Source organism: Williamsia soli (genome assembly GCF_017377795.1).
GTDB lineage: Bacteria > Actinomycetota > Actinomycetes > Mycobacteriales > Mycobacteriaceae > Williamsia > Williamsia soli.
In genome coordinates this window covers 311,620-328,396 of record NZ_JAFRDR010000004.1, presented here as the reverse complement: position 1 = coordinate 328,396, position 16,777 = coordinate 311,620, and the positions used below count along the sequence as shown (strand labels likewise).

At 64.7% G+C, this 16,777-nt stretch carries 13 protein-coding genes; 6 read left to right on the top strand and 7 right to left on the bottom strand.

All coding sequences use genetic code 11. The annotated features are described in order from the left end of the window. Entirely contained in the window at positions 1 to 1,266 is a 1,266-nt protein-coding gene (locus tag J3S28_RS13525; RefSeq protein WP_207841253.1) for a KasA/KasB family beta-ketoacyl-ACP synthase, read from the top strand. Between the two features lie 59 nt (positions 1,267 to 1,325). Continuing rightward, on the top strand, positions 1,326 to 2,777 hold the full coding sequence (locus tag J3S28_RS13520; RefSeq protein ID WP_207841252.1) for an acyl-CoA carboxylase subunit beta: 1,452 nt from the start codon (positions 1,326 to 1,328) through the stop codon (positions 2,775 to 2,777). A 159-nt stretch (positions 2,778 to 2,936) separates the two neighbouring features. Here J3S28_RS13520 and J3S28_RS13515 read toward each other — a convergent pair whose 3' ends face one another. The 6 genes from J3S28_RS13515 to J3S28_RS13490 form a co-directional block, all read right to left on the bottom strand. Continuing rightward, positions 2,937 to 3,455, bottom strand: coding sequence for a DUF3145 domain-containing protein (locus tag J3S28_RS13515; RefSeq protein ID WP_084835316.1), 519 nt, complete (start codon positions 3,453 to 3,455; stop codon positions 2,937 to 2,939). A 124-nt stretch (positions 3,456 to 3,579) separates the two neighbouring features. Further along, positions 3,580 to 4,386: a serine hydrolase domain-containing protein gene (locus J3S28_RS13510; protein WP_207841251.1), complete on the bottom strand. Its 807-nt coding sequence runs from the start codon at positions 4,384 to 4,386 to the stop codon at positions 3,580 to 3,582. A gap of 130 nt (positions 4,387 to 4,516) precedes the next feature. After that, positions 4,517 to 5,647 (bottom strand): NDMA-dependent alcohol dehydrogenase, encoded by a 1,131-nt coding sequence (locus tag J3S28_RS13505; RefSeq protein WP_207841250.1) that lies wholly within the window; start codon positions 5,645 to 5,647, stop codon positions 4,517 to 4,519. A gap of 183 nt (positions 5,648 to 5,830) precedes the next feature. Next, a complete protein-coding gene (locus J3S28_RS13500; protein ID WP_207841249.1) occupies positions 5,831 to 6,814 on the bottom strand; it encodes an oxygenase MpaB family protein in 984 nt (327 codons plus the stop codon). A 173-nt stretch (positions 6,815 to 6,987) separates the two neighbouring features. After that, positions 6,988 to 8,592 (bottom strand): fatty-acid--CoA ligase FadD5, encoded by a 1,605-nt coding sequence (gene fadD5, locus J3S28_RS13495; protein ID WP_207841248.1) that lies wholly within the window; start codon positions 8,590 to 8,592, stop codon positions 6,988 to 6,990. Positions 8,593 to 8,648: 56 nt separating this feature from the next. Beyond that, positions 8,649 to 9,464, bottom strand: a complete 816-nt coding sequence (locus J3S28_RS13490) for an enoyl-CoA hydratase-related protein (RefSeq protein ID WP_207841247.1) — start codon at positions 9,462 to 9,464, stop codon at positions 8,649 to 8,651. Between the two features lie 174 nt (positions 9,465 to 9,638). On the opposite strand from J3S28_RS13490, the gene J3S28_RS13485 reads away from it, so the two are divergent. Beyond that, positions 9,639 to 10,922 carry a TetR/AcrR family transcriptional regulator gene (locus tag J3S28_RS13485; protein WP_207841246.1) on the top strand — a complete coding sequence of 428 codons (1,284 nt, stop codon included), beginning with the start codon at positions 9,639 to 9,641 and terminating at the stop codon, positions 10,920 to 10,922. Here the strand turns inward: J3S28_RS13485 and J3S28_RS13480 are convergent. Continuing rightward, positions 10,915 to 11,793: an Rv1363c family protein gene (locus J3S28_RS13480; protein ID WP_207841245.1), complete on the bottom strand. Its 879-nt coding sequence runs from the start codon at positions 11,791 to 11,793 to the stop codon at positions 10,915 to 10,917. The genes J3S28_RS13485 and J3S28_RS13480 overlap by 8 nt on opposite strands. A 144-nt stretch (positions 11,794 to 11,937) precedes the next feature. Here J3S28_RS13480 and J3S28_RS13475 point away from each other — a divergent pair, with 144 nt between their 5' ends. The 3 genes from J3S28_RS13475 (at position 11,938) to J3S28_RS13465 (ending at position 16,693) form a co-directional block, all read left to right on the top strand. Continuing rightward, positions 11,938 to 13,077: an acyl-CoA dehydrogenase family protein gene (locus J3S28_RS13475; protein WP_084894179.1), complete on the top strand. Its 1,140-nt coding sequence runs from the start codon at positions 11,938 to 11,940 to the stop codon at positions 13,075 to 13,077. A 27-nt stretch (positions 13,078 to 13,104) separates the two neighbouring features. Next, on the top strand, positions 13,105 to 13,779 hold the full coding sequence (locus J3S28_RS13470; RefSeq protein ID WP_207841416.1) for a GntR family transcriptional regulator: 675 nt from the start codon (positions 13,105 to 13,107) through the stop codon (positions 13,777 to 13,779). Between the two features lie 85 nt (positions 13,780 to 13,864). Then, complete coding sequence (locus J3S28_RS13465) at positions 13,865 to 16,693, top strand: AfsR/SARP family transcriptional regulator (RefSeq protein WP_207841244.1); 2,829 nt, start codon at positions 13,865 to 13,867, stop codon at positions 16,691 to 16,693. Positions 16,694 to 16,777: the final 84 nt, after the last annotated feature.

Below are 16,777 nucleotides of genomic sequence, written 5' to 3'. Positions count from 1 at the left end.
GTGACTGACTCTCTTCGCGAATACTCCACCCTCGGCGGGAATTTCCCGAACGTTGTCGTGACCTCCATGGTCGCGACGACTTCAGTCGGCGAAGACCTCGATTCCACGTGGAAAGGTCTGCTCGCCGGAGAGAGTGGCATCAAGACGCTCACCGATGACTGGGTCGAGGAGTTCGATCTCCCGGTCCGGTTCGGTGGGCGGATGGTCAACGATCCGTCCAACGAGGTCACCCGGGTGCAAGCCCGTCGGATGGCCTACGTCGAACGGGTCGCGTACGTCATGGGCAAGCGCCTGTGGGCGCAAGCCGGTGAACCCGAGGTCGACAAAGAGCGCCTCGGCGTCGTCATCGGAACCGGCCAGGGGGGCGGCGACGCCCTCATCGAGGCCTACAACTCGATGCACAACACCGGCAACTACCGCAAGGTGTCGCCGCTGGCAGTGCCCATGGCCATGCCGAACGGACCCGCCGCAGTGGTGGGACTCGAGATCGGCGCAAAGGCCGGCGTGATCACCCCCGTCTCGGCATGTTCGTCGGGTTCGGAAGCGATCGCCCATGCCTGGCGGCAGATCGTCATGGGTGATGCCGACATGGTGGTCACCGGTGGCGTCGAGGGTCACATCGACTCCGTGCCCATCGCGAGCTTCGCCATGATGCGAGCGATGAGCACCCGCAACGAAGATCCGGCCGCGGCCTCACGTCCTTTCGACTCCGCCCGCGACGGCTTCGTGTTCGGCGAGGCAGCTGCGCTCATGGTCATCGAGCGCGAAGATCACGCTCGGGCACGCGGAGCGCACATCCATGCGCGTCTGCTCGGTGGCGGAATCACCTCTGACGGATACCACTTGGTCGCGCCGGATCCCGAGGGCACCGGCGCGGCGCGCGCGATGACTCGGGCCCTGCAGACCGCAGGTCTGGGCAAGTCCGACATCACGCACGTGAATGCGCACGCGACCTCGACCTCGGTCGGCGACACCGCCGAGGCCTTGGCCATCAACATCGCGGTGGGTAACCACGCCGCGGTGTACGCACCGAAGTCTGCCCTCGGGCATTCGATCGGCGCGGTGGGCGCACTGGAATCGGTCCTGACGATCAAGTCCATCGAAGAAGGGGTCATCCCTCCGACGCTGAACCTCGACAATCAGGATCCGGAATGTGACCTCGACGTGGTTCACGGTGAACCGCGTTACGGCCAGATCGACTACGCCATCAACAACTCGTTCGGATTCGGTGGGCACAACGTTGCGCTCGCCTTTGGGCGCTACTGATCCCGTCGCCTCTGAACTCGTTCAGCAGGGCGCTTGCAGATCTACCTTTAGGAGATTCCATGACCACCATGGCCCCGATCACCAAGCACGAAGAGTCCATCGATCCCCGGGATCCCTTGCTGCGGTTGACCAACTTCTTCGACGAAGCGTCGATGTCGTTGCTCCACCCCCGAGACAAGTCCGGGGTCCAGGCCGCCGTCGGCCGCGTCAACGGTGTTCGTACCGTTGCCTACTGCACCGATGGCACCGTGATGGGCGGGGCCATGGGAATCGTGGGCTGTAAGCACATCGTCAACGCCATCGACACCGCCATCGCCGAGCAGGCACCGGTTGTCGGTATCTGGCACTCCGGCGGTGCCCGACTCGCGGAGGGCGTCGAGGCGCTCCACGCGGTCGGCGAGGTGTTCGAGGCCATGGTGCGTGCCTCCGGTTACATCCCCCAGATCTCGGTCGTCGTCGGCTTCGCAGCCGGCGGCGCCGCCTACGGTCCGGCCCTGACCGACATCGTGATCATGGCTCCTGCCGGCCGCGTGTTCGTCACCGGTCCCGACGTGGTCAAGAGCGTCACCGGCGAGGTCGTCGACATGGAGTCGCTGGGCGGACCGCTGACCCACGGCAAGAAGTCCGGCGTCTCGCACATCACCGCCGACTCCGAGCCCGACGCCTACTGGCGGGCCCGGCGCCTGATCGGCACGTTCGGTCAGCAGGGACATTTCAGCAGGCAGAAGGCCGAGGCCGGCGACAGCGACCTGCGCGCCCTGATGCCGGAGTCGAACCGCCGCGCCTACGACGTGCACCCCATCGTCCGGGCCCTGCTCGATACCGACGTCGCCGCCGACGGTGAAACCGAGATCTCGAGTTTCGAAGAGCTACAAGCAAAATGGGCTCCGAACATCACGATCGGTTTCGGCCGGTTGTCCGGTCGCAGCGTCGGCGTCATCGCCAACAACCCGCTGCGCATGGGCGGCTGCCTCAACTCCGAGAGCGCCGAGAAAGCCGCTCGCTTCGTACGGCTGTGCGACGCGTTCGGCATCCCGCTCATCGTCATGACCGACGTCCCGGGCTACCTGCCCGGTGTCGGACAAGAATGGGACGGCGTGGTCCGCCGCGGCGCAAAACTCCTACACGCCTTCGCCGAATGCTCGGTCCCCCGCGTCACGCTGGTCACCCGCAAGATCTACGGCGGTGCCTACATCGCGATGAACTCGCGTGCACTCGGTGCCACCGCAGTGTTCGCATGGCCCGGCTCCGAGGTCGCGGTCATGGGCGCCAAGGCTGCCGTCGGCATCCTGCACAAGAAGGCACTCGCCGCTGCACCCGACGACGAGCGCGAGGCCCTGCATGAACGCCTCGCAGTCGAGCACGAAGCCATCGCAGGCGGCGTCGGCCGTGCCCAGTCGATCGGCGTCGTCGACGAGATCATCGATCCCGCGAAGACCCGCAGCATCATCGCCGAAGCCCTCGCATCGGCACCGGCAAGGCGGGGCCGGCACAAGAACATACCGCTGTAACTGTTCGCTTCGTCGTGGGCCTTATCGCGCGTTCCTCGCTGCATCACGCGCGGCCCACCCCTGCGCTCACGGGCGCGGCCAGCACGGCGCAAGCTATTCGGTGAAAGCAAAACCGGCCCGGACTTTTCAGTCCGGGCCGGTTTTGTTTGTGTCGGGGTGTCAGCCCACGCGCTGATGCAGCCAGGTGACCTCGGCGCCATCGCCGCCCATGCGGAAGTCCTCCAGCGCTTCGTCCCACGCGGTACCCAGCGCGGCGTCGAGTGCTCCGGCCAGTTCTGCGCCGTTGGAGTGCGCTTCCATCAACGCGCGCAGCTGCATTTCGGCGATGATCACATCTCCGTTGGCGCTCATCGAACCACGCCACAGCCCCAGGCCCGGCACGTAACAAAAGCGTTCGCCGTCCACGCCGTCACTGGCGTTCTCGGTCACCTCGAAACGAAGCGTCGACCATTCACGCAGCGCGTTGGCCAGACGGGCGCCGGTACCAACAGGGCCGACCCAGTCGACCGTGGCACGCTGCAACCCCGGCCCTGCATCCTGCGCGGACCATTTCAGGTTCGCGCGAGCATCTAGGGTCGACGAAAGAGCCCACTCGACATGTGGGCACAACGCGACAGGTGCGGAGTGTATGAACACCACACCTGCTGTCACGTCCGCAAACTGGTTAAGGTTGCGCACTTTCCACCTCCGGTTTCGACGAGGAACGTCTTCCCCAACGGCCTGGCGAAACCAACGGCAGATATCACACTCTTGTTGTTTATTGTGCCTTAAGTGACCCGTGTTGCGCTAGTGGACGATGATTTCAATGTGACAACGCCCCGACCACCGAGTTGTTGAAGTCGCTCCACAGTGGTTTCGCCCACGAACCGAACGCCCGATCTGTCAGCACCACGCACGCCGCATTCAGTGCGGGATCCACCCACAGGAACGTGCCGGACTGACCGAAGTGCCCGAACGTCTGCGGGCTGTTCTGCGACCCCGTCCAGTGCGGACTCTTGTGGGCCCGCAGTTCGTAGCCCAGCCCCCAGTCGCAGGGGCGATGCTTTCCGTACCCCGGTACGAAGCCGTCGAGTCCGGGAAATTGCAACGACGTGGCCTCGGCGAGCAACTCCCGTGACACGAGTTCTGGAGACAACAGTTCCCGGGCGAATGCGCTCAGATCAGACACCGAGGACTGCGCACCGTGCCCGGCCGAGCCTTGGAGCGACGTCGCGTTCATCTCGAGCGGCTCGCAGATCGCCTGCGTCAGATACTCATCGAAGCCGATGTCGGTCTCCGCGGCGATGAGGTCGGCCAGCACCTCGAAACCCGCACTCGAATAGATCCGCTGCTCCCCTACTCCGGCCACCACGTCGTCTCCCTCGAAGGGCAGACCTGAGGCATGGGCCAGGAGGTGTCGCACGGTCGCACCCGCAGGTCCGGCCGGCTGATCGAGTTCGATCGCGCCCTCCTCGACGGCAACGAGCGCGGCGTGGGCCGTGAGCAGCTTGGTGACCGAGGCAAGCGGGAAAACCCGTTGCCCGTCACCGAACCCTTCCACCACATCCGTGTCGGCAACAATCGCCGCGGACACGGTGTCGACCGGCCAATTCCCTAGTTCTGTCAGCACCGGTTCATCGCATCACGGGCGGCACCGAGGGAGCAAACACAGTCTCCACGAGCAAGCACAGACAGCGAAGCCGGCGAGCACCCAATTGCTCGCCGGCTCCACCGGGACGCCGACAGATCAGACGATCGGCTCAGTGATCTTCGTCGGTGAAGCGGATGACACCCCGGATGTTCTTGCCGTCCAACATGTCCTGATACCCCTCGTTGATCTGATCAAGGCGGTACTGCCGGGTGACCATGTCATCGAGATTGAGCTTGCCCATCTTGTACAGCGACAGCAGCTGAGGGATGTCGAGCTTGGGGCTTGCCCCGCCGAAGATCGTTCCCTGCAGGTTCTTCTGCAGCAGCGTCAGCATCGCGAGGTTGAGCGTGACGTCGGATTCCATCATGCTGCCCATACCGGTGAGCACGCAGGTTCCGGCCTTGGCCGTGATCCCCATCCACAGGTCGACGTCTTTGCCGTGGACCTCGCCGACGGTGACGATCACCTTCTTGGCCATCTGCCCCGCGGTGACCTCCGCGATGGTCATCGCCGCCTCTTCGACAGTGGCAAACGCATGCGTCGCGCCGAACTTCAGTGCCTGCTCGCGCTTCCACTCGATCGGGTCGATGGCGAAGATGTAGCGGGCGCCCGAGATGACGGTGCCCTGGAGCGCAGAGATCCCGACACCGCCGATTCCGACGATCGCCACGTCTTCGCCCGGCTGCACCTTGGCGCTGTGGGTCGCCGAGCCGAAGCCGGTCGGCACGCCGCAGCCGACCAGGCACGCGACCTCGAAGGGAATGGACGGATCGATCTTCACGACCGACGTCTCGTGCACCACCATGTACGGGGCGAAGGTGCCGAGCAAAGTCATCGGATAGACGTTCTCGCCGGCGGCGGTATGGACCCGGAAAGTGTGGTCCGACACCGCTTCACCCTGCAAGAGCATCGCGCCCATATCGCACAGGTTGCTCAGACCGGATCGACACGATGGGCATTTGCCACACGACGGGATGAACGAGAGCACGACGTGGTCGCCGACCTCGAAGTCGGTGACACCCTCACCGAGTTCCTCGACGATGCCGGCGCCTTCGTGGCCGCCGAGCACCGGGAAGCCGGCCATCGGGATACCACCGGTCATCAGGTGATGGTCCGAGTGGCACATGCCGGCGGCTTCCATCCGGATCTTGACCTCGCCCTTGCGCGGGTCGCCGATCTCGATCTCTTCGACCGCCCACTTCTCGTTGAAATTCCGGAGCAAAGCGCCTTTAGTCTTCATCGAAACCCTCCACTCGCGGCACGTGAGTCACGCGCCGACAACCTGCGTCGCCGGCGAACAGCTCACCGGGATTTTGAGTTCGCAGTGACATCGGTCACCGCTCCTCAGAATTGTAACGTGTTTCAGTTTTAACTCCAACGGTCGGACGCGGTCAATACGCGAGCGCGGCCAACCTGCGGTCGGTCAGACCGGGCATCCGCCCCGCTCGTGCGGCGGCGCGGCGAAGGTGCCAAGGGAGACACTTCGGTGCATGCGCACCAATTTCTCGTACTGAAGCCGGTTATAAGCCAACGGCGCCAACAACATCCAGTCCGGAAATATCCGCCAGATCGTCTGCAGGGTCGTTATATACAGGGCGAACTCGGCGTCGTGCCGCCGCTTGAGCCGGTATCCCGTCATCGCCTGAACCCGAGGGTTCATGGCCTTCGACGAGCAGACCTGAATGACGTGTCCGGCCACCGGTCGCACCATCCACCACAACGGGGTCAGCGCCGTACGCGCGACAGGAGGAAGCAGCAATGTGGGCAACGGCAGCCGGTTCAGGCCCGCGAACTGTTCGACGAGGAACGGGGTCGACGCCAATCGCGTCTCGACCATGTGGTCGTAGTACTCCTCGGCGTCAGCGAGAGTACCGGGGAGTTTCCCAGCCCGGCTTTCGAGCTCGAGGTCCGCAAAGCTCTCCCGCACCATCTGGTACGCCGCTTCCTGTTCGCTACGGCGCATCTCGGTGCCCGTGCAGTACGTGAACGTGTTGAGCACGAGCATCATTCCGCTGACCGCGATCCACTTCCAGTTGTCCGGATCGAGCGCGCTGTAACGGATGTCGCTGTAGTCACCGGTACCGTGGCCTCGGACATCGCGGTGCCGCATCTTGAGCCAGCGCGCTTCTTCTGCTCGATCGGCTGCATCGCCCCACACCGCCAGCAACGCCGAAAATCCGCTGCGCACAGCCCGGTCCGCGAAGTTCTCGGCAAAACGCCCAGTGCGGTCGACGGCGGCAGCGACGGGCGGCAGCGCCACTTGATCGAACGCAGCGCCACCGAAGATTCCCGCCAGCACACTTCCCGTGTGCTTCCGGAACTCGGCGATGACCTCGGGACGAACATCGGTCGACTGCCGGGCGCTCCCGCGCGATTGCCCGGCCCGCGATGCGGCCTGCGTGACCATGTTCGCCTCTCGATAAACCGGTGGTGACGGACCTTGAGTCTATCGACCCGGCGACCACCTTGGAACAGATTCGCGGTTTGGTTCCAAACCGAACGTCAAGAAACAAGTCGGGCCCGCTCTCCTGGCGAGAGCGGGGCCCGAATCGTGGCGCTTCCAGTAGATCTCTGGGACTCTCAGTGCCGCAGGCCGGCGTCCTTACCGCCGTACTCTTTACGCAACGACGGCTTGACGACCTTGCCGGACGCGTTACGGGGCAGCTCGTCGATGATGATCAGTTCCTTGGGCTGCTTGAACCGCGCGAGATGGTCGTTCAAGAACTCGATCAGTTCATCGAACGCCAGCTCCTCACCCGGGTTCAGGACGACGATGGCCACGGGCACCTCACCCCAGCGGTCGTCTGCCTTACCGACCACGGCGGCTTCCAGGATCTTCGGATGCGAGAAGAGGGCATTCTCGACCTCGGCGCAGTAGATGTTCTCCCCGCCGGAGATGATCATGTCCTTCTTGCGGTCGACGACGTACACGAAACCCTCGTCGTCCATCCGCACCAGATCACCGGAGTGGAACCAGCCGCCGGCGAAAGCATCAGCGGTGCCCTGCGGGTTCTGCCAGTAACCCTCCATCATGTTCGGACCGCGATAGACGATCTCGCCGATCTCGCCCGGCTGCACATCGTTCATCTCGACGTCGACGACACGCGCCTGTACCGACGGGATGACCTGACCGACCGAGCCCAGCTTCCGGAGTGCGTCTTTGCCCTCGAGGACGCAGGTGATCGGTGACATCTCGGTCTGCCCGAAGACGGCGACGTTGATCGCGTCGGGGAACGTCTCCGCCATGGCGCGCAGCACGGTATCGGAAGCCGGCGCGGCGCCCCAGGAGATGACCCGGAGTTTGACGTTGCGCGGCTTGGCCTTTTGAACCGCGCACACCACCTGCCACTGGGCGGGGACGAGGAAGATCGACGTGATCCCCTCGGCCTCCAGCACATCCAGCAACGCTTCGGGGTCGAACGCGCCGAGCGGATGGATGACGGTCGGGACCCCGAGATAGAAGAGTGGCGCCATCGCGCCCATCGCCGCGATGTGGAACATAGGTGCGACGCATGAGCCCACATCGTCGTTGCGAATCTGCAGGGCAGAGATACAGGTGACGGCCTGAGCCTGCATGTTGGTGTGAGAAAGCATGGAACCCTTGGGGTTTCCGGTGGTTCCCGACGTGTACATGATCAACGCGATCGAGTTCTCGGGCACGTCGATCGGCGGAAGGTCGGTGGCGTCCTCGGCGATCAGACTGTCGTAATCCAACGCATCTTCGACATCGGACGCGCCGACGATGACGAGGTTCTCAACCCCCTCGGTGCTCGTCCGGACTGCATCCGCCAACGGGGCCAGCAGAGATTCGGTGACGATGACCTTCGCTCCGCTGTCCTTGACGAGGAAACCGACCTCGGGCGGCGTCATCCTGATGTTGACCGGTACCGCGATGGCACCGATCAGGTTGGCGCCGAAGATCACCTCGACGTATTCGCTGCGGTTGAGCATCAAGACCAGCACCCGATCTCCGAAGCGCACCCCGCGGCGGTACAACGCGGCGGCGAACGCGGTGGATCGGTCGTTGAGCTGTGACCACGAGGTCTCGTTCCCCATGAATCGCAATGCGGTGGCGTCCGGCTTCATCGTCGCGTGCCGGCGAATGTGGGTGTTCCAGTTGTTCCGTCGTGACCGGAACGGCTCTTCGAGAAGGGGATCGGACTGGGTCAGCGTTGTACTCGTCATGGTGCGCTTCCTTGTAGTTGACCACCCACGCATGAACGCCGGTGATGAGTCGAATGCTACTGAGTGGCGGGTGTCGGTTTTGTCGTTTTACCGCGAGCGAATGCCGCGATCAGAGCAGCAAATTCGGGCGACTGCAACAACTCGATCTGGCCTTCCCGCTCCAGTTCAAGCGCGAGATCGAATCCTGCCATCGTCTGCGCGTCAACGGCCTTCTTGGTGATCTTCAGAGCCCGGGGCGAGGCCCCGAGCAACTTGCTGACAACGTCATCGACCCTGGCGTCCAGCGCATCTGCGTCGACGACAGCGGTCACCAGACCGTCGGCGTACGCCTGCGCCGCGGGCAGCCGTTCGCCGAGCAACGCCATTTCGTTCGCACGGGCGCGGCCGACCGCAGCCGCGACAGTTGCCGTGGCCGCACCATCCGGCATCAGCCCGATGTTGACGAAGGCAAGCAGGAAGTAGGCATCGGCGGCGACGTAGATCAGATCGGATGCGAAGGCGATCGATGCCCCGATCCCCACCGCGGGTCCACCGACCGCCGCGACAACAGGCACTTCGATCGCCCGGATCGCGCGGACCACCCGGGATCCGGTGTCGATGGTCCTGGACGCTCGATCCTCTGCGTCGGCGGGCGACTGCGGTGCGGGTGCGGTCGCCATGTCGACGATGTCGGCGCCGGTACAGAAATCCCGGCCGCCCGCGCCGATCACCACCACCCGGATGGCGTCGTCGACCGCCCATTCACCGAGCAGCTCGATGAATGCGTGACTGGTCGCGGTGTCCATGGCGTTCTTACGGTGCGGGCGGTCTATCAGCACTCGGGCGACGCCCCTGTCGTCGACCGACGCAACGAGACCGTTCAGCGCTTGCATGTATGCCACCCTCGGCTCAGATCTGGCTACTGCGACACAGATCACGTGAATGCACATTAACTTGTCAGATTCGGATGTCGTGCGTCAAGTGCTCACCGAACGCTCACTCGGCGGACCGCGTCGGCATTGCGGACCAGGCTGCGAGCCGCGGCGTACTGCCGCTAGCATGGACAAATGGCATCTGCCGACGGTCGCGCGAATGGCGGCCCCACGACCACCGGCGCGCCGCCGAAACCTCGCCAGCGTCCCAAAGATCGGCGCGAGCAGATCATCAAAGCTGCGGCCGAGTCGTTCAGCGAGCAAGGATATTTCGCTACCGGGGTCGACCAGATTGCCGGCCAGGTCGGTATCAGTGGACCGGCCCTCTATCGCCACTTCCCGAACAAGTACGCGCTGTTCTCGGAGACGGTGCGCACCCTCGGCAGCGGACTCGAGCGTGCGGTCGCAGAAGTCCCGGAACTCATCGACGATCCTGAGCGAGAGCTGCGCACCCTGATCACCGAGTTGACCCGTAACACCATCGAGAACCGCTCCCGCGGGGCGCTCTACCGATGGGAAGCGCGTTATCTCAATCCCGAGGACAGGCGCGCCCTGGGAGAACTCGTGACCCGGCTCCACAACCGGTTCGCGGCGCCGCTCGGCCGTCTGCGACCCGAACTGACCGCGCCGAGACACACCCCCGGCGGGCGCCTCGACAACGACGCCAAATACCTCGCCGGCTCCATTCTCAGTGTCATCGGGTCGATCACCACCCACCGGGCATCGCTCCCACGTAAACGGATCGAGGCGGTCATCCTCGCGACGAGCATGACGGTTGCGTCCACCCGGCTACCACCGGCCGACGATGCGCAGGCCGCCGAGGCCGCACCTGGATCCGTCGGCCTGCAGATGGCCTCCAAACGCGAAGCATTGCTCACCGAGGCCATCCGGTTGATGCGTGGTCGTGGTTTCCACGACGTGACGATGGAGGAGATCGGCGCGGCAGTCGGAATGAATCAATCCGGTGTCTACCGCCACTTCGACACCAAGGTCGCCATGCTGACCGCAGCCTTCGCGCGCGCCAGCGAACGGATCACGACGAGCATCCACGACTCACTGGCAGAATCGGCGACCCCACGCGAGGCTCTGGACAACCTGGTCGCCAGATACGTGGAGTTGTCGTTCGCCAACAGCGACCTGCTGAACCTGTACCTGTCGGAACTCGGCAGTCTGCCGGAGTCCTTGCGGGCCGACCTCCGTGACCAGCAGCGGCGAAACGTCGAGGAGTGGGCTCAGCTGGTCGTGCAGGTACGTCCGGGGATGAACTCGGTCGAAGCCCGGTACCTGGTGCACGCCGCGTCGAACGCGGTGCTCGACCTCGGCAACTGGGAGCGCTATGACCCGAGGCCGTCGACCCGCGACCGCATCCAGGCCGTCATGTCGGTGATTTTGCTCGGCGAGGACGCCCTGGTCAGATGACCTCGAAATCCGCGATGAGCCAACGGTTGCCGTCGCGTGTCAGCGTTACCTTCACCCTGGACTGATACGGGATCCCGTCCGGGAGTTCCCGGGCGGTCTGCGGCGAGGTGATCGTCTGGTCGAGAGCCACGATGAGGACTGCCTCGGTCGACGAGATGGACACGACGCCCGCATCTTTCACGAGCGCCGTCGCAACTGCCTGGGCGTTGGCCGAACCTTCACGCGCTTGCCGCGAACCCTCGATGTAGTCCTTCGCGAACTCCGGGGTCGAAATATCCGTGATGCGGGAGTCGAGGGCGCCGAAGTCGGCCGAGTCGTAGGTCAGGAGGTCTCCGGCGTACTGCTTTGCGCTCTCGACCGCTGCGGGACGTAGCTGGTTGACCTGGTCCGCAGCGTTCGCCCGGTCATCCGCCTCCCGGTAGAGGTACGCGAACACACCCGCCGCCACCAGCGCCGCGATGAGCAATACGGACAGTGCGGGCACAGCCCACCGAGAGCGGGTTACGGGCGGAGCCTTGTCGACAGGTGGCGTCGTGGTGGCGTCCGATTCCCCTCCCGGCGTCTCCGATTCGGCGACCTCAGCGACGACCCCGGGTGTTCGCTTCCACCACGGTGTCTCACGCCGCCTGGCCCGCGCCGCTTCTTTGGCGCGCTTGGCCGCTGCTGCGGCTCGCATCTTGTCCCGGTTTCGGCGGTTTGCCTCGAGGAACTCCTCAGCATCGAACGGCGACGGTTCTCCGGTCGACTTCTTTCGGGTCTCGACGACGGCTTCAGGCTCGGCCACGCGGGCATCGGGGCTGGTGGACGCAGCGTGGGCCGCAGTCGGGTCTTCGCTGTCCCCGGCTCTCACCAACTTCGCTTTCGGACTCATGACAGCCAATGTAGGCGCTGTGCCCCGGACCACAACCCTCGCAGGTACCGAGAGGACGGCTAGTCACCTCAAGAATCCCATCACATATATGTGATCTGATACCTTCGGCAGCGAGCCGCACTTTCTCATCTAGGAGCACCTGCCATGACTACTTTCACTCCCGAACAGACCGACTTCGCCAAGTCGGTCGCCGACTTCTGTCAGCGCGAGGCCGGAACCCGCGAACAGCGCGACGCACTCACCGCGGGAGGCGCTGAACTCCACTCCGTCGAGCTGTACAAGAAGATGGCCGAACTCGGCTGGGCCGGGATCCTGGTCCCCGAGGAGTTCGGTGGCGCCGGCGCCGGGAACGTCGAGATGTGCATCCTGCTCGAGGAAGCGATGCGCGGCAACGCACCCATCGGGGGCATCGGCCCCACCCTCATCGCCGCAGGGGCCTACCAGAAGTTCGCCGACGACCAGCTCAAGAAAGAGGTCCTCGGCGATGTGGTGGCCGGCGAATCCCTGTCCATCTCCATGTCGGAACCCGAAGCGGGATCTGATGTTGCCGCGCTGACCTGCCGGGCCGAGAAGGTCGACGGTGGCTGGGTCATCAACGGCCAGAAGACGTGGTGCTCCAACGCTCATTTCGCCAAGAGCATCCTGCTCGTGGCCCGGACCGACCGATCCGGCAAGAAGCACGAGGGGCTGACGTTCTTCCACATCCCCGCCGGCACCGAGGGACTCTCGATCAACGGGATCGACACCCTTGGTGGTCGCGAGGTCAACGACCTGTTCTTCGAGAACGTCAAGGTTCCCGACAGCGCCGTCGTCGGCGAGGTGGGCAACGGATGGACCCAGCTGATGAGCGGGCTGAACACCGAACGTCTCATCCTGGCGGCAATGCAACTCGGGGTCGCCGAACGATCCTTCTCGAACACCCTCGAATTCGTCACCGAGCGCAAGCAATTCGGCAAACCGATCGGTACGTTCCAGTCGCTGCGGCATCGGCTGGCGGACCATGCCACCGAGATCGAGTGCACCAAGCTCCTCGTCTACAGCGTCGCCCAGAAATCTGACGACAACCCGACGAAGATGCTGCCGCGCGAGGCCTCGATGGCCAAGCTCAAGGCCACCGAGGTGTCGAAGGCCATGACCATTGACGGCATGCAGATGATGGGTGGATACGGCTATGCCACCGAGTTCGATGCGGAGCGTCTGATGCGGGGTGCGATCATTTCCACCGTGTATGGCGGAACCAACGAGATCCAGCGCGACATCATCGGCAAGACCTACGGTTTGTAGACCTTGACGTCCCTACCGCGAACAGCGATGCGCCGGCGACCTCAGCTGTCCGAGGAGGTCGCCGGTCTGCTGCGTAACCGCATCATGTCAGGCGCCATCCGGCCGGGAGAGTTCATCAGGATGGATGAGACCGCCGTCGAGTTGGAGGTCAGCGTCACGCCGGTCCGCGAGGCGCTGCTGACGTTGCGCGGTGAGGGCATGGTCCAGCTTGCTCCCCATCGCGGGTATGTGGTCGCTGATCTGAGCCGTCAGGATGTCCGCGACATCTTCTGGCTGCAGGGTGTCATGGCCGTCGAGCTGGCAATCCGCATCGCTCGCACCATCACCCCCGCACAGCTCGACCAACTGACGCGGCTCAACGAGGACTTACACGACGTCCTGGCCACCGGGCGGGCGTCGGACATCGTCACTGCTGAGTTCGAGTTCCACCGGGTCCACAACCGCATCGCCACCGACGGCAAACTGGCCTGGTTTCTGCTGAACGCCACGCGATACACGCCCCACGACCTGTATGCGAACGACCCGGACTGGGGTCGAGTCGCCTATGACAGTCACGTCAAGCTCATCGACGCCTACCGGCGCGGGGATCGCGAGGAGGTCGTCGAGCAGACACGGCGGCAGTTCACCGACGGTGCGCAGCGCCTGATGACGCACCTGGAGAGCATCGGCCTGTGGGCCGACGACGACCCGACATCCTCGTGAGTGCTTTTCGCTGAGCAAGCAGTATCGGGCCGCAGAATCGTGAACTCGAATACCGCGATGCGTCCGATTTCTCTATCGTCTTTCTATGCCTGACATCTCGGTGCGAGTCCTCGGCGCGCTCACAGTGATCCGGGACGGTGAGCCAGTCGCGCTGGGCGGACCGCTCCCCCGAGCCCTGCTGGCCAGATTGATCATGGCTCGAGGCCAGATGGTGCCCGACGCAACACTCATCGATGATCTGTGGAGAGACAGGCCCCCACGGTCGGCGCAGTTGACCTTGCAGGGGTATGTGGCGTCCCTACGCAAGGCGCTCGAGCCCGAGCGAGGCCGGTCGGCGCCCCAGATCCTGATACGCCAGGGCACCGGCTATGCCCTGGTCGTCGACCGCCAGCACGTCGACTCGGGCAGGTTCGAGACGCTTGCTGCCTCCGGTCACGATCAGCTGACCACAGGAGACGCGGACGGAGCTCGCCGAACACTGACCGAAGCACTCGAGCTGTGGTGGGGTCCCGCCTACGCAGACGCTGCAAACTGGGACTTTGCGTCCATCGAGGCCACCAGGCTCGAGCGCTTGCGCGCCGACGTCCTCGAAGACCAACTCGCCGCACGTTCGGACTGCGGCGAATTCACCGTTGCGATCGCCCAGCTCGAAGCCATCACCACCGCCGACCCCCTGCGTGAGCGCGCCTGGGAGCTGTTGGCATTGGCACAGTATCGCGCGGGAAACCAAGGCGACGCCCTGGCGACCCTGCGATCGGCGCGTGAACGGATCGCCACCGAGCTCGGTGCCGACCCTCGACAGAGTCTGCTGGATCTGCACGATGCGATCCTGCGCCAGGACCCGACGCTGCTGCCCGATACCGACATCGCCACTCTCGCCGGCGCGCCCGCGCCGACGCACAATCCGGAACGCCCGACCGGGAACATCCCGTTGGCGTTGACCTCGCTGGTGGGTCGCGAAGAGCAGATCAACCAGATCGGCGAACTGATGGCCACCCATCGCATGGTCACGCTGACCGGGCCCGGTGGCATGGGAAAAACCCGCGCCGCAGTGGAAGTCGCCCGTGACCGCAAGGATGCAGACGGTCCCTGGTTGATCGAACTCGCAGGTGCGCACAACGCCACAGCTGCACTCGACACCGTGGTCTCGGCGCTCGGTCTGACCATCAACGGCGGCATCCCGGTGCTGACCTCCCTACTCCACGACCGCAACTTCGTCCTCGTGCTCGACAACTGCGAGCACCTGCTCGACGAGGTGGCCACGTTGGCCACCGCGATCTTGCGGACCTGCCCGAAGATCCGGATTCTCGCAACCAGCCGCGAAGCAGTCGGGGTCGCGGGCGAGGCGCTCTTCGAGATGCCGCCGCTTGCGGACTCAGCGCAGTTGTTCCTCGAACGCGCCGGCGCGGCAGCCGCCGATGCCGACCCAGAGGACGTCGACAAGCTCTGTGCGGCGCTCGATCACATGCCACTGGCCATCGAACTCGCTGCCGGTCAATCGACGGCCTTGTCCGTTCGTCAGATCATCGACATGCTCGACGATCGTTTCGAGGTCCTGCGAGGTGGGCCCCGCACCAACGCGCGTCACGCCACCATGCAGGCGGCCATCGACGGGTCGTACCAGTCGCTCACCGCGAGCGAGCGGCGTCTGTTCTGCGACCTCTCGGTGTTCCAGGGCGGCTTCGACCTCGAGGCGGCGCGTCTGGTCACCGGTCATCGCGGTCTGCTCAGCGACCTGAGTGCGCTGATCTCCAAGTCGCTGCTGAAAGCTGTCGGAGGCGACCCCCGGCGCTACGTCATGCTCGAGACCCTGCGCAGTTACGCAGCGGTGCAACAGGACTCACAGCGATTGGAAGAACTGCGCGCAGCGCACACCGAGTGGGTCGTCGGCATGGCGACCGAGGCCTACCTAGGGCTCCGCGGTCCGCAGTGTCTGGCGTGGACCCGCAAGCTGGACGCCGACATGGCCAATGTCCGGGCAGCGCTCGACCGCGTCGATCCCCACTCCGAGACGTACCTCGAAATCGTCGGGAACGTCTACTGGTTCTGGTTCCGCCGCGGATTCGCCGATGAGGGTATGCGGATGCTCGCACCTGCTCTCACGGCGCCACCGGAGGTCCCGATCGCGACCCGGGTCCGGGCTGTCGCGGGCAGTGCCATCACCAGTTACCTGGGCGCCGATCTGCCCGCGCTGTTCGCCGCTCTCACCCGGCTAGGCGAGATGTACGGCGAGTTCGACGTCGATGCGGCGGACCCTGTGGTGCAGATAGCGCGCGGCGACGCCGCGGTCACGCTGGCCTTCTTCGAGGCCGGATCCGGGGTCGTCGGACCTGCCCGGCAGCACGCCCACGACTCCCTCGAGATCGCCCGCCGATACAACTCACCGTGGACTGCCGCCGAATCGCTGATGTCGTTGGGAACGGCCGACTTCCGCTCCGGCGACCACGCATCCGCGGGTGACTATTTCGATTCCGCGGTCGAGGTCGCACGCGGTTGCGGATACGACTGGTGCGCCGCGTCCATCCTCTGGATCCACGCGAAAAGCGATATAGCGCAAGAAAAGTGGAACGGACCGGCCGAGAACAAACTCGCACGGATGGTCGGATACTGCGAGCGCGCCTACGATCTGACCTCCTGGATGGTCGCCCTGTTCACCCTGTCGTACGTCCTCTTCCGCCGCGGCGAGCACAGGCCCGCAGCCAGGCTGATCGGCGTGGTCGACGGCATGACCGACCTGACCGGGTACTCCCCCGAAAAGATGGACGTGGTCGAACTCGCGGGATTCGGAGCCACCATGCGCCGCGAGATCGACCCAACGGTGCTCGCCGAAGAAGGCAGCCAGGGCCGCGCGTTGTCCCGCGACGAGGTCCGCGAACTCGTCGTCGAATGGGCGGGCCCCACCGACGTTCGGTGAACAGGCGCCCTCGTTCGAGTGGACAACCACCGTCCGGCGTTCCATCCTGTTTAGGCAGTGACCCAACAGTGGTCCTCGAAGGAC

Coding starts and splice junctions, on each gene's coding strand:
- fadD5 (WP_207841248.1), bottom strand. CDS start 8,592: ATGACGAGTACAACGCTGACCCAGTCCGATCCCCTTCTCGAAGAGCCG.
- J3S28_RS13485 (WP_207841246.1), top strand. CDS start 9,639: ATGGCATCTGCCGACGGTCGCGCGAATGGCGGCCCCACGACCACCGGC.
- J3S28_RS13480 (WP_207841245.1), bottom strand. CDS start 11,793: ATGAGTCCGAAAGCGAAGTTGGTGAGAGCCGGGGACAGCGAAGACCCG.
- J3S28_RS13490 (WP_207841247.1), bottom strand. CDS start 9,464: ATGCAAGCGCTGAACGGTCTCGTTGCGTCGGTCGACGACAGGGGCGTC.
- J3S28_RS13520 (WP_207841252.1), top strand. CDS start 1,326: ATGACCACCATGGCCCCGATCACCAAGCACGAAGAGTCCATCGATCCC.
- J3S28_RS13470 (WP_207841416.1), top strand. CDS start 13,105: ATGCGCCGGCGACCTCAGCTGTCCGAGGAGGTCGCCGGTCTGCTGCGT.
- J3S28_RS13475 (WP_084894179.1), top strand. CDS start 11,938: ATGACTACTTTCACTCCCGAACAGACCGACTTCGCCAAGTCGGTCGCC.
- J3S28_RS13465 (WP_207841244.1), top strand. CDS start 13,865: ATGCCTGACATCTCGGTGCGAGTCCTCGGCGCGCTCACAGTGATCCGG.
- J3S28_RS13505 (WP_207841250.1), bottom strand. CDS start 5,647: ATGAAGACTAAAGGCGCTTTGCTCCGGAATTTCAACGAGAAGTGGGCG.
- J3S28_RS13500 (WP_207841249.1), bottom strand. CDS start 6,814: ATGGTCACGCAGGCCGCATCGCGGGCCGGGCAATCGCGCGGGAGCGCC.